This is a genomic window from Labrys okinawensis, from assembly GCF_002982075.1.
GTDB classification, from domain to species: domain Bacteria; phylum Pseudomonadota; class Alphaproteobacteria; order Rhizobiales; family Labraceae; genus Labrys; species Labrys okinawensis_A.
In genome coordinates, this window is sequence record NZ_PUEJ01000001.1 from 718,462 (window position 1) to 744,565 (window position 26,104).

Consider the following 26,104-nt stretch of genomic DNA (forward strand, 5'->3'; position numbering starts at 1 on the left):
CCCACGTCCTATTTCACGTCTTCCTTGACGACCCACAGATTGAGCTCAAGCCCGGGCCAGTCGCCGGAAAAATGCATGCCGATGCCGCTCGCGGTGCTGAATTCCGGCCAGAGCGGCGACATGCGGTCGAGCGCGAAATAGACGTGGCTGGTGATCGCCCGGATCTGCGCCGGCGGCGTCGGCAGATGAATGAGCCCGATGCCCGGAAGGTGGGCATGCACGATCTCGTTCATGCGCGTATTGGGGCCGACCTTGAACAGAGCCGGGAACTGCGTCTGCAACTCGGTGAGCGAGCGCTGCGCCGCCACTTCGAGCACGAAGGTCGAGGCCCGGAACAAATTGCGGTCGGTCACCGTCGCCAGGAAGGCGTTGGTGGCCTTCTCCACGATCTCGAGCCGGATGGCACGACTGATGTCGACGCTGAGGAAACGCTGAATGTCGGCCAGGACCGGGGCAAAGGTGGTGCCAGGATTGTCGTGGTCATAGGCCGGATAGTCGTTGGCACGCCGTTCGCGGGTGGAATAGGTCGCCAGTTCTCCGGCCAGGCGCAGCAATTCAACATAGAGCCGCTCGGGATGGGTATATTTCGAACGGCGCATGTGCCGAAGCGCGGGGATTTCGCGGTTGAGCATCTGCAGCACGAAATAGTCGACGCTCTGCATGCCGCCGCTGGAGCGCGGGTCCGAGGCAAAGCGCGCCAGTTCGTCGAGCTTGGTCTCGACCCAGCCGATCACGCGATCGAGCCAGCCGGTGACGGCGGCATGGGCGGCGACCACCAGCACGGGCGGGGCAAAGCGCTCGTCGAAGACGACGGTCTTGTCGTTGACCTCGATGATCCGGGCGCAGAGCATGCAAACGAAGCCCGGTTTCGGTGTCCGCCGGATCTCGTAGCTGAAGCGCGGCACCGCGATATCGATCTCTTCCTCGATCTGCAGAGCCGAGGACGCATCGATCAGCGTCTCCGATTGCACCACATAGCGGCTGCCGCTTTCCGACTCCGGCTCGTCGACCTCGCGGCTGTTGGGTTGGGCCATGGGCATGCACAGCCAGACGAACAGCCCGGCGGCATTTTCAGGCACCATGGCGGGCGGCGGCGGCGGGCAATCGCCCGGAAAACGAAACGGCGTGCCGTCCGGCAGGATACCGGCGGCCCGCCGCAGGCCGAACTTGCTTTGCTGCGCCAGGTCGCGATCGATCTCGATCTCGCTGAAACCCCACGGATAGGGGGTGATCTGGCCGGTGCGGCCCTCGAGCAGATGTTCGAGATAGCGATCGCCCTGCTGCAAGTGATGCGGCCGGAGGAACAGACCTTCCGACCAAGCGACTTTGCTATACCAGGACATCGATCAGCCGCCCGAAGGATTTGGTTGTTTGATTGTCAGGCTCGGCAATGCTGTCGCAAGGCCTCGCCAAAAAAACGTTCGGCCGTTGCGCGAGCAAATTCTCTCGGCTTCCTATGAACTGTGCCATATGACCTGAGGAAGTCAAGCGATCCACCGGCTTACATCGACCCTACCTGCGTAGTCTAGAACAGGCGTTCGACTGTCGCCTCCCCCATTGTGAGGTAGACAGGAAGAGGTGCGGCAGCTACGAAATTTGTATTCGCGTGGTACAATCGGTCCGTGCTCTCGAAGCTGTTTCCTCAACGTCTATGGTTGCGAAGGTTGGGCTTCGCCACGGTGCCGCTTGGCCTGATTTTGGCCCATGGTGGCCAGGCTGAAGCAGCTTTCCGGGTGTGTAATCAGTCGGTCACCCTGTACAACGTTGCCATCGGCGCCGAAATTGACAAGAAATTCGCCACCGAGGGCTGGTGGACATTGCCGGGCAATACTTGCGTTACGCCGATCAAGGAAGACCTGACCGACCTCAAGCTTAGATATGTTTATATCTATGCGACGACTGCAACGGGTGACAGCGCATTCGAGGGAAACTGGGACATGTGCGTCGACACCAAGCGCTTCAAAATCGAAAAAGTGCAGGACCAGCCCTGGGATTGCTGGGTGCGCGGCCTCGTGCAGGCCAAGTTCAAGGAGGTCGACACCGGCGATACCGGCTCGTGGACGGTCTTCATCCGTCCCGACGACAAACCCTAACCTCATCAACGCCCTCGCCATGGACGAGAAGACAGTCATAGCCGGGCAACCATCCTCCGATCCCGCGGATCCTTCCCGGCCGGCCATGGCGAAGCCGCAGTCCGAGCCTGGAGAAGAAGACAGCAACGCCACCATCATCGCGCCGGCCAAGCCGGCCGCGCGGATTGCCAGGAAAGCCGCCAAGCCGGCAATGGCCGGTGCCGGCCCGGCCGGAAGTGCTTCCAAGGAGAGCGCCAGACCTGCTCCGCCCGCCGCCCGCCCCGCAGGCCCGCTGGTCTATCTCACCATGGCCGCGGCCCTCGTCTTTCTCGGCCTCGGCTCGGCCGTGACCACGATCTATCTGCTCGCGCCCGATCGAAGCCGGCAACAGGTCGTGGTGACGGACAGCGATCTGCAGGCCAGCCTCGTTCCGGTGCAGGGCGAGGACAATGAAGCGGAAGACGAGGCCCTGATCCGGGCGGCGATCAAGCCGCGCATCATCGATCTCAGCGGAGACCCGGTGATCGTGCCGCAGCTCGCCGACGCTCCGCGCCAGCTGATCAAGCTGGCAAGCGATACGCAGCGCAAGGCGGCGGGCAGCCTCGGCATCAAGAGCGAGGTGTTCCGCCTCAAGGACGTGCTCGACCTGCCCACGCCGCAGTCGCAGGTCGCGGTGCTGGGTTCCCAGGAGGACATCGCCATTGCGCAGGAGGCGCCGGCTGCGAGCGGCACGACGGACAATGGACCCAGCATCGACGCGAGCACCGGCTCCTCCTCGATCGCGGCTTCGAGCACCAGCACCGGCGACCGGGTCGCGGATTTTGCCGAGAAGGCCAAGGCGCGCATCCGCCTTACGGACGCGCTCAACAATCTCGGCCTCGATACCCAGCGGGCAAACGCAGCCGGTGAGGCCTTCACCACCTTTTATAACCGCCCGATGCTGGAGGCCGATGACCGCTATGTGGTGCGCGCGGTCGCCGTGGACGGCGACCCCAACCGCATGCAGCCGGTGCAGATGTCCGTCTATGCCAAGACCGAGCTCGTCGGCTCCATCGCCCTCAACGATGTCGGCACCTTTGTGCGCTCCGAGGACCCCTGGTATCGTCGCGATCCCTTCGCCGCACCGCTGGCGCCGGTACAGGTCGATCCGGAGAACCAGCCGCGCCTGCTCGATGCGATCTATCTCACGGCCCTGCGCAACCGGCTGCCGGCCCCGGTGATCGGCGAAGCGATCATGCTGCTGTCACGGGCCCAGGACCTGGAACAGAAGGTGCAGCCGGGCGATACGATTTCGCTGATCTACTCGCCGGCGCCCCGGGATTCCAAGCAGGGCCTCGGCCGCATCGTCTTCGTCAGCATCGGGCGCACCACCGGCAATCTCGATTGCTATGTGATGCAGCCGCAGGCCGGCGCCCCCTTCGAATGCGTGTCGTCGGCGGGGCAAGGCAGCCTGCCCGACGGCGGCGGCATGGTCACGCCCGTCAACGGCGTGATCGTCGCCAGGTTCGGCCCCCAGGGCACGGACAGCGCCGCCACCCAGATGAATTACGGTATCGACTGGACGGCTCCCGTGGGTTCGCCCGTGGTCGCCGCCTATCCGGGCAAGGTTACCGCGATCGGGGAGGAAAGCGGCTTCGGCACGGTGGTGCGCCTCTCCCATGACGACGGCAAGACGTCGATGTATGGCTATCTCGCGCGGGCGGCGACCGGGCTTGCCGTCGGCAGCAGCGTCCAGGCCGGCGAAGCCATCGGCTATGTCGGCACGCCGGCCTCCAGCCGCGAGCCGCGCCTGCATTTCGAGGTTCGCAACAATGGCGTGCCGGTCGACCCGGTCGCCGACAGCCAGGTGAACACGGCCGCCCCTGCGCCCGCGACCACAGGCGGCGCCAACAGCGCCGTCGACCAGTTCGTCGGCCGCATCATCACCATCGAAAGCGGCAACAAGTGCAATGCGGCCAATCCGCTCTCCACGGCGGTCGGGCTCGGCCAGTTCATCGAGTCGACCTGGATGACCACCATCCGCCTGCATCGCCCGGATCTCCTGGTCGGCCGCAGCCGCCAGGAAGTGCTGGCGATGCGCACCAATTGCGACCTCGCGCGGGCGATGACGACAGCCCATACCCGCGACAATGCCGCGGTGATCCGGCAGGCCGGCCACGCCGTCACGCCCGGCAACCTCTATCTGGCGCATTTCCTCGGCTCAGGCGGCGCGGTCAAGGCGCTCCGAGGCCCGCAGAACAGCCTGATCTCCGACGTGTTCGGCGCCGCCCATGTGCGGGCCAACCCCTTCGAGCAGGGTAAGACGCTGAGCTTCCTGATCGCCTGGGCAGCCAAGAAGATGGGTGTGGCGGTGGCAGGCACTTCGACACCATCGCAGGATACGGGCACCACCACGGCCAATAACGAACCGCTGGCGAAATTCGCCAGCGATCCGGCCTTTGCCGCGCTCAAGAGCTCCGTGTTGGCGCTGCTACAGTGAGGATCGCGGCGATGCATCCCAAAGCGTTTCACGATTTGATGGATTCGGCCGTAGTCGCAAAGATGCGTCGAAACACCCAACCACAATGATCGTGCATTCTTTCAGGAGATCCCTCGATTCAAACTCCCAGCAAGCCACTCTAAGGCGTTACCTCCACGGCAATCTCGGTCTTGTCCGGGGAGCGAAGAGAACCGGTGAAATTGGTCTGCAACCCGAGGTGATCTGTGCCTGTGAAGCCCGGATTTGGCTGATATTTGACTGCCGTCATCGGTATCATCCGTTCGTTGCATTTGTAGAGATGACTTGTCTTCGGATAGGCGGGATGGTCCCTCACCTGAACAACGCTAGCAACGCCATTCGACGGAGGCGTGGTAATCTTGATAGAGGGCGGCAGATCATACATGATGCAATCATTGGCAACCTGGTAGGCGCTATACACCGTAAGCGACTGATCTTTTTTCGTATGACGCGTGACGGATGGGCCCACTCTCAAACCTTTCTCAAGGGGTTTATTATCAACACAGTTCCCCAAGACGCACACAAACCTTAACGGGAATAGAATATAAGCCGCCCTCATGACTTTCCTGACCCTTGCTGACACTCCGGCCAATCAACGACGAGGAGAATACAAATGCAAGCTCGAATTCACATGACATAACTCTGCGCGTCGTGATTAATATTTGAATTATATTTATAATTCAGAACTATATTATTTACCTGTATATCAAATACATTAAATATATTTAAGTATTTAACGGATTTCTGAAATAAAAGTGTAACAATTATTTTAAAAGTTTTTCTGTTGTTGATTAAAATTACGCCCCTAAAATATGATTAAAATATTTATTACTGCTCTAACTCCCACCTCCGTAAATCCGGCGATACGAATATTGAGACGAGCATTGGTATCGATCGGTCAAGCGACTACAGCCCAACGCTCATCGCCACTATCGCAGCCCGCGAAAAGGGCAATCCTGTGCATAGGAGCGCGGGGGGCGCTTCGGCATGCTTGATCTTCCAGCTGACCGCAGGCCGTTTTTCTTCAATCCTGTCTGAGTACATTATGGATTGCGCCGTCGCAGGCTAGTCGCTCACATTAAAAGCAAAAGAGCCCCTGCATCCAGCATGCCTTGCTCTACGAATGCCGGTTGCGGTTCGAAGCGCTCAGCTTGTCATAGTGCTCGGCATAGAGTTCCAGGAAGGCGCCGAGCATGCCATGTTCACGCCGGCCGACCCTGGCCGCCCAGCGCTCGGCATAGAGCTCCCAATAATTGCCCTTGCCGGAAAACAGGGATTTCCTGGCGTCCGCCGCAGTCTTGATGGCATCGGGCGACAATTCGTCGAAGAGTTCGGTCAGCGCCGCCTGCATCGAGGCCAGGAACGCGACCTGGTGCATCTTGAGATCGCCGAAGGCATTCTCGAGCGCGGCCTTGCCGTCGAGATAGCCTCGCGTCCGCGGGCCGAGCATCACCCGCAGGGCCTCCTCGGGGGTCGGCATGAATTTCAGCGGATTGTTGTCCTCGGCGCTGATCATGGTGCGGTTGCCGGCGCGCGACAGCGCCTTGGCCTCGGCCCTTGCCCGCAGCAGGGCCATCACATGCAGGCAGGCGATGTTGAGGAGCCGTCCGGCATCCTCCGCCAGATCGCCGGCATCGACGCCGCCGAGGACGTTTTCGGGAATGCCGGCGCCGGCTGCAAAGCGGCGAATGAACTCGGCCGCGCCGCCATCGCCCGGCGGTGGCCCCGGGGTGCTCTTCGCCACGGCAGGCCTCGGTGCCTCGGCCGCTTCCCGGGGCGCGGCCACACTCGGGGGTGATTCCTCCGCCACCGGTTCGGCCTCGGCGGGCTCAATCCGGTGGACGGGTGCGATCGGCTCGGGATCCTCGCTTTCCCACAGTGCGGCGGCCGGTGTCGGCGCCGGAATGGCCGGTCTCGGCTTGCGGATCGGTTCCGGTTCATCGAGAGGGGGCGGCACATAGGCGGCCTGGTGCAGAAAATCCGGCCCGCGGTCGGCTTCCCTCAGCCGCGGCAACAATTGGCTCGCATCGATGGGGGGCGGCGCTTCGTGCGGGCTGTCCCAGATGTCCGCGGCTGCCAGCGACGGGCTCGGGCCGGGGGATTGCACCGGCTGGGCCGGCTGGACCGGTGCCTGCGGCAGCTTGATCGACACCGCCAGCACATAGTCGCCCACAGCCAGCCTGTCGCCATCGGCGAGACGATAAGGGCTTTGCAGGCGCTTGCTCGAGCCGTTGAGAAAGGTGCCGTTCGTCGAGGTATCCGTCAGCCAATAGGCGCCGTCGTAGAAACGCACTTCGCAATGCTTGCCGGAGATCACCCGGTTGCGGTCGGGCAGGGTCCAATCGAGATGCTGGTCGCGCCCGAAATCGAAGCCGCGCTTGTCGATCGCGAACTCCAACGGCCCGCCATCGGGCAGGCGATCAAAGTTCTCGATCTTGAGTGTCAGCATGGCAGTTGCAAAGTCCCGTCACGTCGTGGGCATACGATAAACTAAAGCGTTTCCCGAAAAAATTGATAGGCCTTTCGACTAGAAAACACGTCAGAACAGAGGGTTACAGCAACATGTCGTGAAATCGCACTTTGCCTCGATCAGGAACCGCCACGGCGCAGCAGCGCCACGGCATCGCCGACCAGGTCCTCCATGCCATCGACCTGCTTGGCCAAGGGCAGGCCGGCGACCAACAGCGTCAAGCCGACATTCACGGCGTGGCCGGTCAAATGCGCGGGCGGCGGCACCGGATGTTCGGGATTGGGCGAGAGGCTGCCCCCGCTCCAGCCCACCGCCAGCGCGGCCCAGGCGAAGGCGCCCTTCCCGGGATCGTCCATGCCGGCGTCGAGGGCGGCCCGGCGCGTGGTTTCCATGGGTTTTTTCAACCAGTCCTCGACCAGGCGAAGCAGGTTGGCCTCCGCCCCGCTCGGCGGCTGCGGCCGCCGGCGCAGCGCCAGGCTCAGCCATTGCACGGCCTCGCGGCGCGGCAGCACGAAGGCGCAGAACGCCATGGCCTTGCGCGCGCCGCCCTGCGCCAGCAGGGCATCGATGAATGCGAAAGGCTCAAGGTCGAGATTATATCCGGAAAACTCGCCATCGAGGTTCGGAAAGGCTTCGATCACCTGCCGGGCCGTCGAGAACCGAAGATACTTCATCTCGTCTCCTGCGACCGTACGAATACGTTCTTTCGACGCCCGGTCATGCTCCATATCGCATCATTGCATGCTGCGATGTGTGCTCGGTCACAACTTGCAAACAAATTGCGACGGGATGACACGAGCGAGCCAATAAGACGGGCTCGTTCTTCGCGCTAACTCTTTGTTTAAACGTATTTTTGCAATTTCCAGCGCTTTCGTCCAACCAAAAATGCTCCGCAGCATCGCAATCGATGCCCGGAAATCCACTGCGTTGCTGCTGATGCATGCGGTCGCCTGTCCGCCCGGCCGGGGAGACAGGCCTAATTGATGAAAACCAGGGCGCCCTGGACCGTCAGGGGGGCCGCGGCACTGACCTGGCCAAGCCCGTTCGACTTCAGGCTCATCACGGCATCCGCTTCCAATGTGATGAAGGTGGATTTGAGCTGGATGCCCACGGGGGTCATGGTGAAGGTGCTGTTCCCGACGATAAACTCGATCTTCTGATGGGCCTTCACCGTCCAGGTCGACATGATGGTTTCGTTGCGGCTGTTGCCGATCTTCACCTCGACATTCTGGCCGATCTCGCGCCGCTCGTCGTTCTCGACCTTGCCCTCGAGATCGTTCTGGGCATGGAAGCGGATCAGCTCGTTGCCGGCAGTGTCGTCCATGATCAGCTCGTTATAGCCCGATCCGTCGAGCGTCTGCGTCTTGGTGCCGGAGACCGCATTGAGCTTGTCCTTCACATAGGGCGCGACATTCTCGGCATTGTAGACGCTGCCCGTCACCAGAGGGTGGTCCGGATCACCCTCGATATAGTTGACCACGACTTCCATGCCGATGCGCGGGATCTTGACGTCGCCCCAGCCGTTTCCAGCCCAGTTCTGGGCGATCCGCACATAGCGCGACTGGCTCTTGTCGCGGTCCCAGAAGAACTGCACCTCGATGCGGCACTGGTCGTCCACGTCGCTGACCACCACGGCGGTCTGCGGCCCGTGGATGACGGGCTTGGCCGTCACGGCCGGAGCCCGGAATGCGATGTCGAGCGGCTGAAACTCGTAGCTGCCGGAATAGCCTTCCTCACCGGAAGCGTCCGTCGAGCGATAGGCCTGGCCACGGAAGAGATGATGGGCCCGCACGATCAGATATTTGGTCCCCTTGCTGGCGGGGGGATTGCCGTCGAGCGTCATGGTGAAGCCCGGGCAGCAGGTGACGGCGTCGCCGCCGGCGATCACGCGTTTGTCGATGGCCTGCTCGGCCTCGAGCCTGACATTGGCAAGCGTGGTGCCGTCGCCCTTCTCCGTATAGCGGCCGGGATAGTCGTAGAGTTCGAGGTCGCCATGCTGATATCTGGCGCTGGCCGCCTTTTCCGCCATCAGGTCGGTGCTCGGCTTGTGATAGTCGTAATCGTCGAGCGTGACCTTGCCGGAGCGCAGGCGCCTGCCCTCGGCCCATTCGTTCAGCCTGTCCTTCGCGGTGATATTGTCGAGGCCGACGGCTGCAAATTCGAGCGCCGCACCGCCGAGCTTGGGCTCATGGGCTGCACTCGCATCCGCCATGACAAGCTTATGATCGGACTCGTTATGCTCGAAATAATAATAGATTCCGTATTCCTCCATCAGCCTTGAAATGAAGGCAAAGTCGCTTTCGCGATATTGCACGCAATATTCCAGCTGCGGATAGCTTTCCGTCAAGCGTTGCTCGAACTGGATGAAGCCACGATTGTTCAGCACCTGGCTGATGATCTCGGGCACGGTCATGTGGCTGTAGATCTTGCAATTGGTGGTCCTGGTCAGCAGCCACAGCCAGGGGCGGAGCACCAGGCGATAATAGCGCAGGTCCTGGTCCCTGCCGATCCATTGTGTCTCCACCAGCACGCCGTTGAAACTGCGCTTGACCCCTTCGTGATGGGACTGGATTTCCAGACGGCATTTGGTGCCGAGGATCTTGTCGAAATCCACCTGATTGTCGTCACTGACCACTTCGAGGCGATATTCGAAAAGCTCGCTGAGGCCCTCGGACCCTTCAAAACGGGTGACGACGAGCTTGTCCTTGCCAAGGCTGCTCGTGAAAGAACCCATTCGTGTGTCTTGACCGAATATTTGTGCCACAGCCTGCCCTCGCTCCATCACGTCGGCCAATCAAGGCTAGCTCTGTTCAAGTTCAGCGTCTATGGCATTGACGTCTTGTCGCTTCCCACATTTAGGGGGTCCCAGTCATAGTTCTCGCATCTGGGACTGGCGGGTTTCGACATTCTTGCTATTCTTGTCTGAGGGTCGGTCGCTCTCATGATTTAGACGCCTCGCTCAGTTGAGGGGTGACTTGGGCGGCCGAGGCCGGAGCAAAGCGCGTTGGGCGTATCGTCGGTTATGGTTCGAGGACGGTGCGATGAGCCCGGTTGCGGACGATCTGGGGCAGTTGGGACATCTGCTTGCCACCGATACATTGGCCGTCATCGCGGCAATCGCCCTAATGAGCTGGCTGCTGCGTCGGCGCGAAGGCGTGCTGGCCTGGCTCTGCTGCGCGGGTATCGCCTGGTGCGTGTTCAACCTCGCCGGCCTGACCGGCATCGGAGCCCGGCTCCCCGATCTTCCGGCCAGCCGGATCGCCCTGCTCTACCCCGTGCTCTTCACCACGCTCGGCCTGGCAGCGAGCCTTGTCGGCGCGAGCCTTCCCCGCGGCCTGGTGGTCGCGACGGCCCTCGCCTGTCTCGGCCTCGGCGTGGCCGCGATCCCGTTTCATGGCTGGGAGCTCACACGGATCGCGGGTCTTGCGAGCATCGGCGTATCGCTGCTCATGCTGGGCTTTTTCGCGACGAGGGCGGAGACGCAGATCGGCGCGGCTGAGAGACTGGCTCTGGCGGCCCTCAATGCGCTCGGCCTCGGCGCTCTCGGCGTCGACCTCTATGCCGGAACGATCTGGCCCGGCAAAAGCGTGCAGTTCTCGCCCTATGTCGGCGTGATCGTGCTGGGCTTCAGCGGCTTCGTCATAATGCGGCATATCCTGGCAAATGCCGAGGCGCGGGAAAGGCTCAACCAGGCGCTGGGCCAGCGCATCGAGACCACCAAGGCCAACCTGCTGGCGAGCGAAAGCGCCAGGCATGCCCTCGAAATCGCCCATGCCGTGAAACTTGAGCGGGAACGCCTGATGCGGGAAATCCATGACGGTATCGGCTCGAGCCTGGTGGCGGCCCTGGCTTCCGCCGAACGCCAGGGCAAGGAGAGCACGACGGCCGTGGTCGCCCTCAAGGGCGCCCTGACCGATCTGCGCGTTGCGGTCGACTCGCTCGAGCCGGTGGAGGGCAATGTCGCCACCCTCCTCGCCAGTCTGCGCTATCGCTACGAGCCCGAACTCCGAAAATCGGGAATCGCCGTCAAATGGATGGTCGAGGACGTGCCCGAACTCGACTGGCTCGATGCACCGAGCGCCCTGCATGTGCTGCGGATCCTGCAGGAATCGGTCAGCAACACCATGGGCCATAGCAGGGGGACGCAGCTCACCTTCCAATGCAAGATGGCGCTGCTTCAGGGAAGGCCGGGCCTTCGCATCGAGATTGCCGACAATGGCAGCGGTTTCGACATGGATGCTCCGGCCATAGGCCGCGGCCGCCGGAACATGATGCAGCGCGCCGAAGCCCTCGGCGCGAGGCTGGAAGTGCTGAGCAAACGGGGCGAAGGCACCGCCACCATCCTCTGGCTGCCGCTGGTGCGCAAGCAAGGACTGATTCTGGAGGAGGGCCAGGCAGCGGAACGCTAGATCAGCCGGTACTCTCGCATGACGAAATAAAGGATCGATCGATCCAAAACCTGGTGCCGAAGCGACCTTGGTCGCCGGCGGCGACCGACGCAGCATTTCCGCGGCCTCCCCCATATGGGGGGTTGCGGGTAAAGACGCAGAACCTCATCATTTCCAAAAGCGCCTTGCGATTTGAAGGAACCGCTTCAAATCGCAAAGACACGTCGGACCGAAGAGTTAGAGTAAGAATGCGGTCCGGATAAATCGCACTTTGCTCCAGTGGCACCCCAACAGGCAGGCCAAGATGGCAGTCTATGCCGGCATCGAGAAAGAGATTTCAGCCGACGCTCCCTGCGGACCGGATCCCGATACCGATTCCGATGCCCAGAATTTTCTTACCGTCGCCGAGGGCCAATTGCCGGCGAGCTATCGCAGTTTCAACAGGAAGTCGTTTGAATCCAAGCAGACCCTTGCGGACCTGCGCGCCCATCTGGAGAAATCGCGCGATCTCCGCTATCTCATCCTGGCGGCGAAATATCACATTCTGTCGGATGATCTGCCCGGTTTCGTGGATGCCATAGCAGCGACAAACGCCCTGCTTCTTGCGCAATGGGATTATTGCCATCCGACCGAGGCGGCCGGCGGCGCGGAACTGAGGTCCGCCTTCCTCAAATCGCTCGATGACCTGCCGACGGTGGTCCTGCCGCTGCAGAGCGCCACCCTGATCAACGACAAACGCCTCGGCGCCCTGTCGATGCGCTCGGTTCTGGTCGGGGAAGGCAAACTCCCCCCTCGCGAGGGAGAGACGGCCGTCGACTCCTCGAGCATCAAAGACGCCTTTGTGCGTTTCGAGCCGCTTCAGCATCTTGTCGATCTGACGGCCCATCTTGAAACCATCCTTGCCAGCCTCGACAGCCTGCGCCAGCTTTTCATCGACAAGGCGGGGCATGAGGCGGCGCCGCAATTCGAGCAATTGCCGGATCTGGTGCGCACCATCCGCGCCTATGTCGGCGCTATCGTCGCCACGCGGGAACCGGGCCTGGCATCGGCGCAGCCCGCCGAGGCCGATGAGGTGCGGGAAACCGCCGCCGCCCCTTCAGCATCCGCCCCTCTCACACCCTCGGATGTCGCCTCGGTGAAGGAGGCTTCCAACGCCCTGGCGGCGGTCTTGATCTATTATGCAGGCAAGGAACCGTCGAGCCCGGCCAGGCTCCTCCTCAAACAGGCGCATCAACTCGTCGGCAAATCCTTCGTCGAAGTCATGAAGATATTGGCGCCCGGACTGGTCGATAAAGCGAAGATCCAGATCAGCGGTACCATGCCCTTTGCCCTGAACTTCGCCCAGCTTTCGGCGCTGGCGGTCGAGGAAGGCAAGCCGGACGAGACGGAGGCACAGGCCCGTACCTATTCTGTGGCGACACGTGGCGAGGCCACAGCGCTGATGCGTCAGATCGAGATTTTCTACAACAACATCGAGCCTTCAAGCCCGATCCCCATGCTGATCGAGAAGGCGAGATCCCTGGTAGCCAAGGATTTCAACGCTCTTCTCAGCGAGATCTCACGCAAAGACGAGAAGTAGGATGACAAATCCTGAATCAACCAGGATTTCGCATCGATGCGTGGAAACAAGACATTCGAGGAGCTAAGTAAGGTATTCTTATTTTCTCTTCTATTCTTTCGGAATAGACCGATATCACCATTTCGAGAGTAGCAGTAAATTGCTTCGAAAGCTGATATCATAGGATCAATATAGTATAGGAGGCGTCGGTGGAGATGCTGACCTCAAAACCAACCCCGGGCATGCGTCCTTGCCTCGCCTGGAAAACTCGTCTGCCAGTTGCTGCACTTGCGGCCGTCATGCTTGCCTTGCCGGCGGGTGTGAAGGCGGCAGAGCGGCGCGTGGCCTTCGTGGTTGGAAACAGCCACTACACGGTCGTTCCGCAGCTCAACAATCCGGACAAGGATGCACAGGCCGTCGCGGCCGCCCTGAAGCGCGAAGGCTTCGAGGTGGTGTCGGCGCTCGATCTCGACCGTAATGAGTTCGACAAGGCCCTGCAGCGCTTCATCCGCTCGCTGCCGGGCGCCGAGCTCAGCGTGTTCTACTATTCCGGCCACGGCATCCAGGTGGGCGGCGACAACCGCATCATTCCCATCGATGCAAAGCTGAAGGATCCCGCCGATCTGGAGGTGGAGACGATCAACGTCAAGACGATCTTCGCCTATATGCAGCAGAACTCCAAGGCACAGCTGATCTATCTGGATTCGTGCCGCAACAATCCTTTCCAGTCCCGTTCTTTCCTGGTCGGACCCGAAAAGCAGATGGCGGTCGCCGGTGTCGGCCTTGCGCCCCAGTCCAGCCCGCCGAGCAGCCTCATCGCCTATTCGACCCAACCCGGGGCGGTCGCGGAGGACGGCACGGGCGATAATTCGCCGTTCACCGCCTCCATGGTCAAATATTCCTTCACGCTGGGTGTCGATGTGCAACGCGCACTCGACAAGGTAACTGCCGACGTGTGGGAGGCGACCAACAAGCGTCAGCGCCCGTGGTCGGTCGGCACGCTGACCCAACCGATCTATCTGGCCAAGCCGGTCATTCGCATTGCCGCGGCGGCGCCCATCCAGATCGCAAAGAACGTCACCGTGAAGATCGGCCCGGCGCCCAAGCAGGGGGCGGATACGCTCACCGTGCAGGAGGCCCCGATACAGGTCGCCGCGCTGCTTGGAGAAACCTTCAACAAGCCTCGCCGCGTTCCGATCGGCGTCGGCCAGGTCGCGATGCTGGACGATCTTCCGCTGGTGCGTGCCGCGACGGGGGCGCAGATCCAGATCACCTCGGCACCGAGTTTCGGCACGATGTATCTCAATGGAGCGCCTCTGGCCGAGGGGGACGTCGTCGACCAGAACGCTGTCCGGTCCATCACTTTCGAACCTTCGATCGGCTCGGAGGGTAAGGTGCAGAGCGTGCAGCTCAAGGTCGACCAGCCCGGAGGCGAGGGCCAGGTCGTCACCGGCAAGATCGAGTCCTTCGTGCCGATTTGCGACGACAAGGCGGGCGAGCCGCTCGATCCTCAAGGCGTCACCGCCGGCAAGTTGCCGAACGAGATCGATGCCAAGGCGGCCATCGCCGCCTGTGGCGAGGCTGTCGCCAAATTTCCGAATGTCGCGCGTTACAAATATGAGCTCGGCCGCGCCAAGCTGGCCGACAAGGACGTCGCGGGCGCCATCGAACTTTTCAACGCGGCCGCGGACGCCGGTTATACGCGCGCCTACTATGAGCTCGGCTATCTGGCCGAGCGCGGCCTTGGCCGCTCGCAGGACCTGGTCGAAGCCAACAGGTTGTTCAAAATGGGCGCCGACCGGGGCGATCCCTATGCCATGCTCGCCTATGGCCGCAACCTTACGCTCGGCCGCGGCGTTCCCAAATCCGTCGAAGAGGGCGTCAAGCTGCTCAACCGGGCCGTGGAACTCGGGCATACCTATGCCATGAATGCGGTCGGCGCCATGTATTATTACGGCCAGAGCCTGCCGGCCAATCCCAAGCGCGGCGTCAAATTCTACGAAGCCGCACTGGCGCGGAACGACATCTATGCGATGCGCAATATGGGCATCGCCTATCTCGACGGCAAAGGCGTGGCGCGCAAGCCGGCCATGGCGATGGAACTGTTCAAGCAGGCCTCCGAAGGCGGCCATCCCAGCGCGCCCACCAATATCGGCGCCATGTATTTCAAGGGCAATGGCGTCAAGAAGGATCTGGCGAGCGCCATAAGCTGGTACGAGATCGGCGCCGAACGCGGCGACTTCTACGCGGCATCCAATCTGGGCTGGATCTATTCCAAGGGCCCGGCGGCGCAGCGCGATCTGGAAAAGGCCGCCTGGTATTCGAGCCTCGCCGTCGCACTCGATGCTTACGGCGAACACAAGGAAGAAATTGGAAATCTTCGGGCTTTGCCGCTGGCCGAGAAGCAGAAGGTCATCGACAAGCTCAATGCCGAATTGGGCAGCGATGCGGCAGCCCCGACTTCGGATGTCGACGACGCGGTCGTGTTGCTCGCCCGCAAGGCCTGGCAGAAGCGCAACCCTCGTCTCGACCTGTTCTGACAGCACCGCCGCACCGACAGGCACGGCCCTCTTCACGGCATCGAACCTGGCTTTTCGCCAGGTTCGATGCGGCCGCCAGCATTACGCGCCGCGACCGAGCAGGGGTGCGGACCTTTGATAATCCGCCAGCATCGTCATCTTCACATCGATGCGATCATAGTCGACCATGAAGTAGCCGCTGTCGGTCAGGATAACCGCATCGGGATGGGTCTCGAGAAGATCCTGGGCCATGACTCCGACATAGACCGGACCGCCCCAGACATAACGGAAGCGATAGATCGTGAGGCCGCCGGGAGACTGGCCGATGGGTCGGATATCGGTCTTGAGCCGGCGATCCGACCAGCCACCGCCGCCGCCACTCGAGCCGCCGCCACCATTTCCGCCACCACCGCCGCCGCCCCCGCCGCCGCCGTTACTGCCGCCAGGCATCCTGTCGTCCGCATCCGGCTCCACGATCACACGCCTGCGATGGGACATCGTCTTGTAATGAGGCCGGGTGGACCTCATCTTGCGGCGCGGCGGTTCCGGTTCGTCCACATAGACGGGCTCGTCGGGGTAACCTGACGCGCAGCTGGCAAGCACGACAGCCAGCCCGCTTCCCAGGACCCCAAAAAGCAGGCCCCGCCGAACTTCAAATTTGCTCGTCATCGGTATCTCCTAAAATCTGGCGACTTACACCGCGCCGATATGGATCCTAGCAAGTACGGCGGATTTGGGCGTGACACCCCGCACACAAGAGCAGACCAAACGGGATGCAAGTCGCCTCTAAACTGACCAAATGGTCAGCAAAACAAACACCGAGACGACGGCCTCGGCATAAATATAGAACAAAACCTGTTCCCGACATAGATATACTCGATCCCTGCAAGGCGGCTGCGGGCCTGAAATGTGAGTCAACTTCCGCCTGCCGCGTTCATCAAACACAGCTTCAATCGCAAGAAGTCGTTTTGAGGCATATCGTGGTCGAACCGCGCTCTTTTTGTGAGAGTGCGGATCTCAGGGCAAGACTCCTATCTTCCCGATTTTATTCCCGGATTTGATCGAGCGGATTTCGCGGGGATCGACGGCGCCTGATCCAGTCGGCAAACGGAAATACCAGCGACGTTGAAGCTTGACCTGTCATACCGACGGTGTTGATGCTTGACGGATCAAGCACCGTCATTGCGCGTAGCGAAGCAATCCAGGAATTACGGCGACCATGTTTCCCAGCCCTGGATTGCTTCGCTACGCCCGCAATGACGCGTGAGCCGGATATAGCTGCCGTCGGTATCTTTCCCGGCTCCGCCGCAGGCGGCGGAAAGAAGATCCAGGGGCCAAAGCCCGTGTCGTTCAGACACTGGATCCCCTTCCCTCGGGATTACAAGCAAAATGCTTTAGGAAACAGAGAGTTTAACAAGGTACGGATCGAAGAAGCCGCGCTCTGCCCTAGGATGGACGCCCCTGCAGGATGCCGATCGCCCTGTTGAGCTGGGTATCGTCTTTTTCATTCGCCGGCACATAGGCCGAAGAGCCGCCTTCTTCGGCCTTGTCGGCACCCGGATTGGCCAGATGGCCCGTGAGGCCGGATTCACCCTTGGTCTCATCGGTTCCCTTGAGATCGTCGGGCACGTTCTCCTGCACCACGACCTCGGGCTCGATGCCCCTCGCCTGGATCGAGCGTCCCGACGGGGTGTAGTAGCGCGCCGTGGTCAGACGCAGCGCGCCGTCACCTTGCAGCGGGATGATGGTCTGCACCGAGCCCTTGCCGAAGGAGCGCGTTCCCAGGATGGTGGCGCGCTTGCGGTCCTGCAGCGCGCCGGCAACGATCTCCGAGGCCGAGGCCGAGCCGCCATTGACCAGCACGACGATCGGTTTGCCCTGGGTGAGATCGGGTCCATCCGCAGCAAAGCGCTGTACATCGTCGGCATTTCGTCCGCGTGTCGAAACGACCTCCCCGCGCCCGAGGAAAGCACCGGAAACAGAAACGGCCTGGTCGAGCAAACCGCCTGGATTGTTGCGCAGGTCGATCACATAGCCCTTGATCTTGTCCTGCCCGATCTTCCTGCTCAGCCTGTCGATACTTTTCTTCAGGCCGTCGAAAGTCTGCTCGGTGAACTGGGTGATGCGTATATAGCCGATGTCCCCGGCAAGCTCTTCATCTCTCACCGAAGCAACCTTGACGATGTCGCGCACGAGCTTGACCTCGAAAGGCACTCCCTTACCCGCCCTCAGTACTCTCAACGTGATCGGCGTATTGACCGGTCCGCGCATCTTGTCGACGGCCTGCTGCATGCTCATGCCCTGCACCGCCTCGCCATCCAGCGCGGTGATCACGTCACCTGCCAATATGCCAGCCTTGGAGGCCGGCGAGTCGTCGATCGGTGATACGATCTTGAGGGCGTTGTCTTCCATGGTGACCTCGATACCGAGCCCGCCGAACTCGCCCTTGGTCTGCACCTGCATGTCCTGGAAGCTCTTGGCGTCCATATAGCTCGAATGGGGATCGAGCGAAGCCAGCATGCCGTTGATGGCTCCTTCCACCAGTTTGCCGTCCTCGGGCGGCTCGACATAGTCGGAGCGCACCCGCTCGAACACCTCCCCGAACAGGTTGAGCTGCTTGTAACTGTCGGCCAGCGAGGCCTGAGCTCGATCGACAAGAAGAAGATGGGGTTGCGTCAGGGCGACAGTGCCGAGCACGCCAAGAGCGGCTCCCGTGGATATGAGGGCGAAATTACGCATCAGGGTCTCATCTGTTGGAGGCCAAATTCGAGTTTGAACGCACTCGATGCGCCTTCCATCCCCTCGCCCACATCGCCCCAGGGAAGGCAGACGAACTGATACCGCGATTATGGCTGCATTTTGTTGCTCATTCTTCGCCATTCAAATCATGGTCACGCGGGCGCCCCCGCGAATCGACTGCGGCGCCGGCGCCTCCATCGCAAATCGGGTCATGGCTGTGGCTTTTTTCCTCGAAAAGCATTTTGATCGATCCGCAAGGTCTCCGTGAGGTTCAAGGCAGTGTCGCGTATCTGGAAGGACGGTTCGAAGCCGAGATGCGGCAGCATCCCTCGCGCAATATGCATAATTATCCTGACTTTCCTCATGGCCGTGTCGCCGACACCGCCGATCGCCCCCGCCTCGGCCGGTCAGCAAAGCCACCAAATACGGGCCGTAACGCCCTGCGTGGCGTTGACCTTCGACGACGGACCCGACATGACACTGACCCCTCTCCTCCTCGACATTCTGGCCCGCGAGAAAGTCCACGCGACATTCTTCGTGGTTGGCAAACGGCTGGCTTATTCACCCGGCCTGGTACGGCGCGAATTTCTCGAAGGTCATGAGATCGGCAACCACACTTTCGACCACCGGGCGCTCACCGAGCTGACAGATGGAGAAGCCATCGCCGAGGTGGAACTGACGGATGAGGCCGTCATGGCGGAGACAGGCCATCGGCCCGATTTTTTTCGTCCTCCCTGGGGCAGGATCGATGCGCGCATCGAGGCTGCGTTGCGCGGCGCCGGCCTCTGGCGCCGAATGGCGCTCTGGAATTTCGATTCCTTCGATTGGCTCGACGACGAAGCGCCCCTGACCAGGTTGATCGGTGCCGGCGCTCCGGCGGGAGCCGTGATCCTGATGCATGATATCCACGCCAGCACCATCGAGGCTGTGCCGGACGTCATCCATACCCTCAAGATGCGGGGCTTTCGGTTCGCGACAGTGGGACAGCTGCAGGCTTGCCGGCATGGGACGGAACCCGGCATCGTATCGACGGCTCCCCTTGCTTCACCCGCGCCTTCCCCTGCCCGGTCGCATGGCAGCTTCGCCCATGCCCTGGATGCGATTGCCTCCGTGAAGGAATATATCGCTCACCGGCTCGGGTCCTGACACGCGCTCGGCGCGGGCGATCTTTGCTTCGAGACAAAACGTCCTCCCCCGCTGTGCAGGCGGCACGCAGCATCAAGCCGATGATGGCCTCAAGGCAGGAACCAGATCAGCCGTGCCGCGTCATAGGGACAGGTACTTTGTCCAGGTCCCGGAGTGAGGCCGATGTTCAGGCTGTTTCTTGCCCTCGCACTTATGCTCGCCTGCGGCGCGACGCAGGCGGCCAAGCTCGACATCGATAGCGTCAACCAGGCGCAATTCAGCCAGGACAGGGCGAAGGATGTCGACCCGATGTTGATCAAGGCGCAGATCCTGCTCGATCGTGCCCGCTTCTCGCCTGGCCTGATCGATGGCCGCCTTTCGGATAATTTCACCAAGGCTGTCGCGGCCTTCCAGGCGGCGAACGGACTGGCATCCGATGGCACGCTCACGAAGGAAACCTGGGACAAGCTCACCGCGACCAGCATCGCCCCGGTCCTGACGACATATGAGGTGACGCTCAGGGATGTGCGCAGTCGCTTCACCAGACGAATTCCGGCACGCATGGAAAGGATGGCCCGTCTCAGGCGGCTCGGCTATCGCAACCTTCGAGAGAAGCTGGCGGAGCGTTTTCATGTCGGCCAACGGTTGCTGACGATGCTCAACCCTCGCGCCCGGTTCAGAAAGGCCGGCGTAAACCTGGTGGTGCCCGATGTGGCCCGGAGCGGCCCGCCGCCGGCCATCGCGAATATCGAAGTCGATAAGAATTCTCGCCAGGTACGCGTGCTCGATCCGTCAGGCAAATGGCTCGCTGTCTATCCCGCCTCGATCGGCAGCGAAGAGAAGCCGGCGCCGAGCGGCACGGCGGAGGTCAAGCATGTGGTGCACAATCCCACCTATCACTACAATCCGAAATTCGCCTTCAAAGGGATCAGGACCAAGCGGCCCTTCACCATTGCGGCCGGGCCGAACAATCCGGTGGGATCGGTCTGGATCGATCTTTCCATCGAAAGCTATGGCATCCACGGCACGCCCGACCCTGGCAAGATCGGTACGACCTTCTCGCATGGCTGCATCCGCATGACCAACTGGGATGCGGAGGACCTCGCCTCCATGGTCAAGCCGGGCACGAAGATCGACTTCAAGGGCGATGCGGCGCAAAGCGAGAACGCGCGTTCCCCTTGAAGGCCCGCACTCTCCTGCATGGCGTTTGCAGCCCGTGCGGCGTTCAGCTCTCCTATTCACCCAGATCCTTCTCAGCGAGCTCTCTGAAGGCGTCCGGGACGGAACGCTTTCGATCGAGCGCCGCCGTCGCATATCCCACCGCGTCGCGTCCGAAGCGCCGGCGTATGGCATCCATGGCGCGATCGGCTGACTGGCGCGCGGCTCCCCGATGGGCGCCGGGCCGCCGCTTCTCGTCGGGAAGGCCGAGCGGAAGATCGAGCTGGATCTCCCGCTCTTTATGCAAATGGGAAACGGAAACCGCCACCAGCGTGATGATGGTTTCTCGCGGGTGATCGGCAAGCGCGGTGCGCACCAGCCTGGTGGCAATCTCTGCCAGCACAATCGTCGCTGCGACCGGCACCCCGAGCGTTATCGACCGCGTGATGGCACGCATGTCGGCAAACCGGACCCGGACGGTCACGGTCCAGCCTGCCAAGGCCTTGGCGCGAAGGCGCGAGGCGACACGATCGGCAAGCCGAAGCACGGCCGGCACGAACACGCCTTCGATGGCAGGTTGCCGCCCCAGCGCGGATTGTGCGCCGGCGGATCGGGCCTTGTGCTGCGTGCGGATCTGGCGAGAATCCCGGTTCCAGGCAAGCGAGCGGAGCTTTTCCCCGGCGGCACGGCCCACAAGCTGCTCGATCGAGTGACCTGGCGTCTCGGCGAGTTGGCCGATGGTGAGAATGCCGCGGTCCTTGAGCCTGGCCTCGGTCACAGGCCCGACGCCCCACATCAGGCCAACGGGGAGGTCATGAAGAAAGTCGAGCTCATGCGCAGGATCGACGACGACGAGCCCATCCGGTTTGGCGACCTGGGAGGCGATCTTGGCGAGATGCTTTGTCCGTGCGACACCGATGGAGATCGGCAGACCCAACTCGCTTCGCACACGCCCTCGAATGGTTGCAGCGATATCCGCCGGCGTCCCGAACAGGTGGGTACAGCCGGCGACATCGGCGAAAGCCTCATCGATCGAGATGCGCTCCACCAGCGGCGTAAAGTCACCCAGGATGGCGATCGCGGCATCGCCAAGACGCTGATATTCCTCGAAGTGCCCGCCAACGAAGAGGAGTTGCGGACAAAGTTCGCGTGCCTTGCGGCCCGACATGCCGCCTCGCACCCCAAAAGCCCTGGCCTCGTAGCTCGCCGCCAGTATCACCCCGCCGCCGACGGCGATCGGCCTCCCACGCAGATTGGGGTCGAGGAGTTGCTCGACCGAGGCATAGAAGGCGTCGAGGTCGGCGTGAAGGATGGTGGCAAGGGTTTCCACGACGGCACCTGAAATCCCATATCGCAATGTTCTCTATTTGTTCTAGTTGGCAACGGCAAAGTCAAGGCCCTGAAAAAGTAGGCAGCTCAAGCGGCGCCGGATCGAGATCAGGATGCGAAGATCCGAGGGCAAGGCGGCGAACGGCCTCCGGCCTGAAGCGGGGACGCAGCCCTGACCGGATGCGTTGGGCCTTCACATGGAAAACAAAGCGCGCGTCAAGGCGTGGTCGGGATCGACGAGCCCATCGAGAATGTTGAAATGGTGGCGATCCGGCTCTTCGACGACATCCGTTTCGATGCCGAGACCTCGCCAGATATTGCCGAGCAGCGCATTCTGGCGGAGGAACTCGGAAGTCTCGCGGGCGCCGGCCCAGCAGATCAGCCGGCTTCCCGGCAATGGCTCGAGCAGAGCCGGGCTCTCGCTTTTGGCTTCGCCCGCGTCGATCTTCAGCGTCGCATTGCGCGCAATATTCATCAGCGGCCGAAGATCGTGCAGGCCGGATATGGAGAGCGTTCCCGCGATCCTGTCATGCAGCTCGCCTGGGAGCGGCGTCGTTTGGCTGATCATGCGCGTCACCAGCTGGCCGCCGGCGGAATGGCCGATCAGCCGGATCGGACCCGGCACCATGCTCGCAGCCGCCACGACGGCCTGGCCGATCGACTTCGTGATGTCTGCGATGCGTACCTCCGGAGCCAGCGGGTAGCTGGGTATCGCCACCGCATATCCATGCGCCAGCGGCCCCTTGGCGAGATGCGACCAGAAGCTCTTGTCGAGCGCCATCCAAAAGCCGCCATGGACGAAGACGACCAGACCCGCTGGGCTCCCCTTCGGGTAGAACAGGTCGAAACGCTGGCGGGGATCGCTGCCATAGGCGAGCTCCAGCCGTGCCCGGTCACCGGCGACGAACGCGTCGCGCGCGGCCCGAGCTGGCTCCACCCAGGCGCTTGGCCACGCCTCGCTCCTGGGGATGTTCCCCGCGTTGTCGTAGGCCCAGGTCCAGTCGACCACCCGATATTGCATAGTTGCTCGCTTTCAGACCTGTGCGCCCGGCCTGAGCCCGTCGCCACCTGCTCCCGCTTTCCGGAAAGGCTTTTTCTCAGTCATTGGCCTCTGGAGGCAGGAAATCGACGTCGTGTTCCGCGGAGGCTCGGATGACGGCTTCGACATCGGTCATGTTATGCAAGGTTTTGAACAGGTCGTGCAGCCTGCCGGCCGGCGACACCCAGAAAAGCGCTCGAGCCAGCTTGTTCGACTTGTTGAAATAGCCATGCGGAATGCCGCGCGGCATGCGCACCAGGTCGCCGGGCTTGGCCGTCTGCCATTTTCCGTCGAGCTTCAGCTCCAGCTGGCCTTCCAGCAGAAAGATGAATTCATCCTGCGTCGGATGGATGTGGACCGGCACGAACTGGCCGGGTTCGGAATTGGCCTCGAAGGCGAAGGTCGACCCGCAATCGGCCTTCGGGAAATAGCGTTGGCCGAGAATGTTCCATTCGACCTGGCCATAGCCCTCGCCGTGCCGCGTGATGCCGCCATCCAGTTCCGTCGTCATCGCGATCCCTCCCCTCTCTGATTGGACTCAATATTCGCAAGAAAAGGCATGCGCCACCCTGCGGTGGCGCATGCACTGGGATCATAACCTCGTCTGGCTGTCCTGAAACGGGTGTTTTCAACGAACACCCCGTTCTCCCCTCCAATTCGCAGCAGTCTGCAAGACACGGTCCCGGGAACGTGTCTTTCTCATCACGAGGGAGGCAATGGCGGAACGATCGCCTCTGCACGGTCACGTCTAGTCACGAGCGACCAGATCTCTTGGGCAACGACGTCCGGATCGATCATCGGAAAGTTAGGATCCAGCATTTTGCCACCCCCGGTGAGCGCCCGAAGTCCGGTGGAACGATCGAGCATAGCACCGATGCTGACGGTTCCGGCATAAATGCCCCTTTCCGCCACCTCGGCGTTGAGCGTGAGAACATAATTGCGTGCGGCGGCCATCAACGGGCCGACACCGCTCAATCCTGGCATGGTGATCACGGCAGACAGGCCGCCGACGATGACAATCGCGCCATCGCCCCGTGCCATCTGCCCCTGCAGGACCGCGTGCGATACCTCCACCGGCGCAAAGGTAAAAATGTCGGCCATGGACTTGAGCGCCGCGGCATCGAGCTCGGCGGCAGGCACGAAGCCGACATCCGGCGGCAGCGCGGCATAGACCGCAACGTCGATGGCTCCCAGACGCTCCTCGATCGAACGAACCAAGGGAGGAATACCGGCCAGGTCGGTGAGGTCGGCCGGAAAGGCCGCAGCTTCGATGCCGGCGCCTGCAAGCTCGGTGACGTGCTCGTCGAGCGGGCCGGCGCGGCGGGCAACAAGGGCCACGCGGTAGTTTTCCCGTCCGAACCGCCTAGCCAGGGAGGCGCCGAGACCGCTGCCGGCGCCGAAGAGTACTATCGTTTTCTTGTCAGCCATAATCTGCTCCAAAACGTGGTATGTTTTAGTGACCAGATAATTGGATTGGACTGAGAATGGCGCAAGAACGCATAAGTTTGGGGCCTGGTCACAGACCTATGCCTGCCCCTCCTTTCCAGCCTGGCACCCATCCGGGCTGCGGAAAGGTCAAGGAGGTTCTCAGCCGCTTGGGCGACAAATGGACCGTCCTGGCGATTTCGATGCTGGTCGAGCAGCCAAGGCGCTTCAATGAATTGAAAAGGCTGATCGGAGGAATCTCGCAGCAGATGCTCACCCGCACCCTCAAGGGGCTGGAGCGCGACGGCCTGGTGACGCGAAAAGTCTATCCGACCATTCCTCCCCAGGTCGAATATGGCTTGACGGATCTGGGCAGATCCCTTGCCCTGCCTCTCATGCAGCTGGGGCTTTGGATATTGGACAACATCAACGCGATCGAGGCCCATCGGGAGGCGCATGACCGGAAAGCTGCGCAAGACTAGATGTTCGACCCCAGGCTTTGATAGGGCATCATTGCCCTCCGCGTTTCTCGGTGCCCGCATCCGGAGCGGCGGCCGCCAATGACGCTTTCATGCCGCAATGGCCACCGGCTGCCTGGCTTGCTGAGCCCGCTTCCCCCTCACTCGGGATTCAGCCGTCTGCCGCTTCTCCCGTCGAAAAGGTGCATCACGTCCCGATCACCCCTAACGGAAACAACCTCTCCCACCTTCACGGCGCTGTGACGGGGAAACTCGACCGTGATCATGCGTTCGCTGCCATCATCCAGATAGCCAAAGGTCTGTCCGCCGAGACGTTCGACCATGGTCAATTCGCCGGTGAACCATGCCTGGGAGGCATCGCAGGGCGAAAGATCTTCCGCGCGAATGCCAAGGATGATCGGGGTGCCGGCTGCCGCCGTCAGCCATGGCAGGGCGATTCTGGCCTTGCCAATCGCAAGTTCATTTTCCCCATTCAGCTTCAGTTCCACGGTGTTCATGGTCGGACTGCCGATGAAGCGCGCGACGAACAGACTTGCCGGGCGGTGATAGAGGTCGAGGGGGGGACCGACCTGTTCCATGCGCCCGGCATTCATCACCACGATGCGGTCGGCCAATGTCATCGCCTCGACCTGGTCATGGGTGACATAGACGGTGGTTGCCTGGATCCGCCGGTGCAGCTTGGCGATCTCGAGCCGCATCTCCACCCGCAAGCCGGCGTCAAGATTGGAAAGCGGCTCGTCGAACAGGAAAGCCTGGGGATCGCGGACGATGGCCCGCCCCATGGCGACACGCTGGCGCTGCCCTCCGGACAATTGCCCCGGCCTGCGTTCCAGCAAGGGCGCCAGTTTCAGGGTTTCGGCGGCTTGCTTTACGCGCTCGTCGATCATTTGCGAGTTCTGATCGCGCATGCGCAGGCCGAAGCCCATATTCTCGGCCACCGTCATATGCGGATAAAGCGCGTAGTCCTGAAACACCATGGCGATGTTGCGGTCGGCGGGCGTCAGCGCATTCACCACTCTGCCCCCGATGCGCATCTCCCCGCCCGTAATCTCCTCGAGGCCGGCAATCATGCGCAGCAAGGTGGATTTGCCGCAGCCCGAAGGACCGACCAGCACCAGGAACTCGCCCTCGGCGATATCGAGGTCGACGCCGTGGATCACCGTATGGGTACCGTAGGACTTGCGAATATCCCTGAGGGCAATGCCCGCCATTGCGTTCTCCCCGATGCTGCCTGCGACAAGCGAGGCCTTTCCAGCCCTTGACCTGATTATCAATATCAATAATGATAATTGCAAGAGGCCTTGCG

Annotated in this window: 20 protein-coding genes; 8 read left to right on the plus strand and 12 right to left on the minus strand. The window is 61.8% G+C overall.

The annotated features are described in order from the left end of the window. Window positions 1-8: 8 nt before the first annotated feature. A complete protein-coding gene (tssK, locus tag C5L14_RS03255) occupies window positions 9-1,343 on the minus strand; it encodes a type VI secretion system baseplate subunit TssK (RefSeq protein ID WP_105860554.1) in 1,335 nt (444 codons plus the stop codon). A gap of 321 nt (window positions 1,344-1,664) precedes the next feature. Here tssK and C5L14_RS03260 point away from each other — a divergent pair, with 321 nt between their 5' ends. Both C5L14_RS03260 and C5L14_RS03265 read left to right on the plus strand, forming a co-directional pair. Beyond that, window positions 1,665-2,093 (plus strand): DUF1036 domain-containing protein, encoded by a 429-nt coding sequence (locus tag C5L14_RS03260; RefSeq protein ID WP_245443207.1) that lies wholly within the window; start codon window positions 1,665-1,667, stop codon window positions 2,091-2,093. 85 nt (window positions 2,094-2,178) lie between these two features. Further along, window positions 2,179-4,551, plus strand: a complete 2,373-nt coding sequence (locus C5L14_RS03265) for a M23 family metallopeptidase (RefSeq protein ID WP_181161000.1) — start codon at window positions 2,179-2,181, stop codon at window positions 4,549-4,551. A 139-nt stretch (window positions 4,552-4,690) separates the two neighbouring features. Here the strand turns inward: C5L14_RS03265 and C5L14_RS29890 are convergent, their stop codons facing one another. From C5L14_RS29890 to C5L14_RS03280, 4 genes are all read right to left on the minus strand, one after another. Then, on the minus strand, window positions 4,691-4,954 hold the full coding sequence (locus tag C5L14_RS29890; protein WP_146126820.1) for a hypothetical protein: 264 nt from the start codon (window positions 4,952-4,954) through the stop codon (window positions 4,691-4,693). A 732-nt stretch (window positions 4,955-5,686) separates the two neighbouring features. Beyond that, a complete protein-coding gene (gene tagH, locus C5L14_RS03270; RefSeq protein WP_105860556.1) occupies window positions 5,687-7,018 on the minus strand; it encodes a type VI secretion system-associated FHA domain protein TagH in 1,332 nt (443 codons plus the stop codon). Between the two features lie 140 nt (window positions 7,019-7,158). Next, window positions 7,159-7,713 (minus strand): DUF6931 family protein, encoded by a 555-nt coding sequence (locus C5L14_RS03275; protein WP_105860557.1) that lies wholly within the window; start codon window positions 7,711-7,713, stop codon window positions 7,159-7,161. 302 nt (window positions 7,714-8,015) lie between these two features. Further along, window positions 8,016-9,773 carry a type VI secretion system Vgr family protein gene (locus C5L14_RS03280; protein WP_181161001.1) on the minus strand — a complete coding sequence of 586 codons (1,758 nt, stop codon included), beginning with the start codon at window positions 9,771-9,773 and terminating at the stop codon, window positions 8,016-8,018. A 307-nt stretch (window positions 9,774-10,080) separates the two neighbouring features. Between C5L14_RS03280 and C5L14_RS03285 the strand changes: the two genes are divergently transcribed. The 3 genes from C5L14_RS03285 (at window position 10,081) to C5L14_RS03295 (ending at window position 15,525) form a co-directional block, all read left to right on the plus strand. Next, window positions 10,081-11,448, plus strand: a complete 1,368-nt coding sequence (locus C5L14_RS03285) for a sensor histidine kinase (protein ID WP_105860559.1) — start codon at window positions 10,081-10,083, stop codon at window positions 11,446-11,448. A gap of 283 nt (window positions 11,449-11,731) precedes the next feature. Then, window positions 11,732-13,006 carry an ImpA family type VI secretion system protein gene (locus C5L14_RS03290; RefSeq protein WP_146126821.1) on the plus strand — a complete coding sequence of 425 codons (1,275 nt, stop codon included), beginning with the start codon at window positions 11,732-11,734 and terminating at the stop codon, window positions 13,004-13,006. A 278-nt stretch (window positions 13,007-13,284) separates the two neighbouring features. Then, window positions 13,285-15,525, plus strand: coding sequence for a caspase family protein (locus C5L14_RS03295; protein ID WP_181161002.1), 2,241 nt, complete (start codon window positions 13,285-13,287; stop codon window positions 15,523-15,525). A gap of 81 nt (window positions 15,526-15,606) precedes the next feature. On the opposite strand, the gene C5L14_RS30585 is transcribed toward C5L14_RS03295, so the two are convergent. Continuing rightward, a complete protein-coding gene (locus C5L14_RS30585; RefSeq protein ID WP_245443209.1) occupies window positions 15,607-16,173 on the minus strand; it encodes a tail fiber domain-containing protein in 567 nt (188 codons plus the stop codon). Window positions 16,174-16,950: 777 nt separating this feature from the next. Beyond that, window positions 16,951-18,243, minus strand: a complete 1,293-nt coding sequence (locus C5L14_RS03305; RefSeq protein WP_105860563.1) for a S41 family peptidase — start codon at window positions 18,241-18,243, stop codon at window positions 16,951-16,953. 363 nt (window positions 18,244-18,606) lie between these two features. Here C5L14_RS03305 and C5L14_RS03310 point away from each other — a divergent pair, with 363 nt between their 5' ends. Both C5L14_RS03310 and C5L14_RS03315 read left to right on the plus strand, forming a co-directional pair. Beyond that, on the plus strand, window positions 18,607-19,389 hold the full coding sequence (locus C5L14_RS03310) for a polysaccharide deacetylase family protein (protein ID WP_105860564.1): 783 nt from the start codon (window positions 18,607-18,609) through the stop codon (window positions 19,387-19,389). A 162-nt stretch (window positions 19,390-19,551) separates the two neighbouring features. Further along, window positions 19,552-20,550, plus strand: coding sequence for a L,D-transpeptidase family protein (locus C5L14_RS03315; protein WP_105860565.1), 999 nt, complete (start codon window positions 19,552-19,554; stop codon window positions 20,548-20,550). A 52-nt stretch (window positions 20,551-20,602) separates the two neighbouring features. Here C5L14_RS03315 and dinB read toward each other — a convergent pair whose 3' ends face one another. From dinB to C5L14_RS03335, 4 genes are all read right to left on the minus strand, one after another. Continuing rightward, window positions 20,603-21,856 (minus strand): DNA polymerase IV, encoded by a 1,254-nt coding sequence (gene dinB / locus C5L14_RS03320; protein WP_105860566.1) that lies wholly within the window; start codon window positions 21,854-21,856, stop codon window positions 20,603-20,605. A gap of 192 nt (window positions 21,857-22,048) precedes the next feature. Then, window positions 22,049-22,876: an alpha/beta hydrolase gene (locus C5L14_RS03325; protein WP_105860567.1), complete on the minus strand. Its 828-nt coding sequence runs from the start codon at window positions 22,874-22,876 to the stop codon at window positions 22,049-22,051. Window positions 22,877-22,952: 76 nt separating this feature from the next. Continuing rightward, window positions 22,953-23,405, minus strand: coding sequence for a cupin domain-containing protein (locus C5L14_RS03330; protein ID WP_105860568.1), 453 nt, complete (start codon window positions 23,403-23,405; stop codon window positions 22,953-22,955). 191 nt (window positions 23,406-23,596) lie between these two features. Continuing rightward, on the minus strand, window positions 23,597-24,322 hold the full coding sequence (locus tag C5L14_RS03335) for an SDR family NAD(P)-dependent oxidoreductase (RefSeq protein WP_105860569.1): 726 nt from the start codon (window positions 24,320-24,322) through the stop codon (window positions 23,597-23,599). Between the two features lie 98 nt (window positions 24,323-24,420). Between C5L14_RS03335 and C5L14_RS03340 the strand changes: the two genes are divergently transcribed. Further along, window positions 24,421-24,801: a winged helix-turn-helix transcriptional regulator gene (locus C5L14_RS03340; RefSeq protein ID WP_105860570.1), complete on the plus strand. Its 381-nt coding sequence runs from the start codon at window positions 24,421-24,423 to the stop codon at window positions 24,799-24,801. A 137-nt stretch (window positions 24,802-24,938) separates the two neighbouring features. Here C5L14_RS03340 and C5L14_RS03345 read toward each other — a convergent pair whose 3' ends face one another. Further along, window positions 24,939-26,009 carry an ABC transporter ATP-binding protein gene (locus C5L14_RS03345; protein WP_105860571.1) on the minus strand — a complete coding sequence of 357 codons (1,071 nt, stop codon included), beginning with the start codon at window positions 26,007-26,009 and terminating at the stop codon, window positions 24,939-24,941. Window positions 26,010-26,104 lie beyond the last annotated feature (95 nt).

Excerpts from the sequence above, each read along its gene's own strand:
- tssK (WP_105860554.1), bottom strand. The coding sequence starts at position 1,343 with ATGTCCTGGTATAGCAAAGTCGCTTGGTCGGAAGGTCTGTTCCTCCGG.
- C5L14_RS03265 (WP_181161000.1), top strand. The coding sequence starts at position 2,179 with ATGGCGAAGCCGCAGTCCGAGCCTGGAGAAGAAGACAGCAACGCCACC.
- C5L14_RS29890 (WP_146126820.1), bottom strand. The coding sequence starts at position 4,954 with ATGTATGATCTGCCGCCCTCTATCAAGATTACCACGCCTCCGTCGAAT.
- tagH (WP_105860556.1), bottom strand. The coding sequence starts at position 7,018 with ATGCTGACACTCAAGATCGAGAACTTTGATCGCCTGCCCGATGGCGGG.
- C5L14_RS03275 (WP_105860557.1), bottom strand. The coding sequence starts at position 7,713 with ATGAAGTATCTTCGGTTCTCGACGGCCCGGCAGGTGATCGAAGCCTTT.
- C5L14_RS03280 (WP_181161001.1), bottom strand. The coding sequence starts at position 9,773 with ATGGGTTCTTTCACGAGCAGCCTTGGCAAGGACAAGCTCGTCGTCACC.
- C5L14_RS03285 (WP_105860559.1), top strand. The coding sequence starts at position 10,081 with ATGAGCCCGGTTGCGGACGATCTGGGGCAGTTGGGACATCTGCTTGCC.
- C5L14_RS03290 (WP_146126821.1), top strand. The coding sequence starts at position 11,732 with ATGGCAGTCTATGCCGGCATCGAGAAAGAGATTTCAGCCGACGCTCCC.
- C5L14_RS03295 (WP_181161002.1), top strand. The coding sequence starts at position 13,285 with ATGCTTGCCTTGCCGGCGGGTGTGAAGGCGGCAGAGCGGCGCGTGGCC.
- C5L14_RS30585 (WP_245443209.1), bottom strand. The coding sequence starts at position 16,173 with ATGACGAGCAAATTTGAAGTTCGGCGGGGCCTGCTTTTTGGGGTCCTG.
- C5L14_RS03305 (WP_105860563.1), bottom strand. The coding sequence starts at position 18,243 with ATGCGTAATTTCGCCCTCATATCCACGGGAGCCGCTCTTGGCGTGCTC.
- C5L14_RS03310 (WP_105860564.1), top strand. The coding sequence starts at position 18,607 with ATGGCCGTGTCGCCGACACCGCCGATCGCCCCCGCCTCGGCCGGTCAG.
- C5L14_RS03315 (WP_105860565.1), top strand. The coding sequence starts at position 19,552 with ATGTTCAGGCTGTTTCTTGCCCTCGCACTTATGCTCGCCTGCGGCGCG.
- C5L14_RS03325 (WP_105860567.1), bottom strand. The coding sequence starts at position 22,876 with ATGCAATATCGGGTGGTCGACTGGACCTGGGCCTACGACAACGCGGGG.
- C5L14_RS03330 (WP_105860568.1), bottom strand. The coding sequence starts at position 23,405 with ATGACGACGGAACTGGATGGCGGCATCACGCGGCACGGCGAGGGCTAT.
- C5L14_RS03335 (WP_105860569.1), bottom strand. The coding sequence starts at position 24,322 with ATGGCTGACAAGAAAACGATAGTACTCTTCGGCGCCGGCAGCGGTCTC.
- C5L14_RS03340 (WP_105860570.1), top strand. The coding sequence starts at position 24,421 with ATGCCTGCCCCTCCTTTCCAGCCTGGCACCCATCCGGGCTGCGGAAAG.
- C5L14_RS03345 (WP_105860571.1), bottom strand. The coding sequence starts at position 26,009 with ATGGCGGGCATTGCCCTCAGGGATATTCGCAAGTCCTACGGTACCCAT.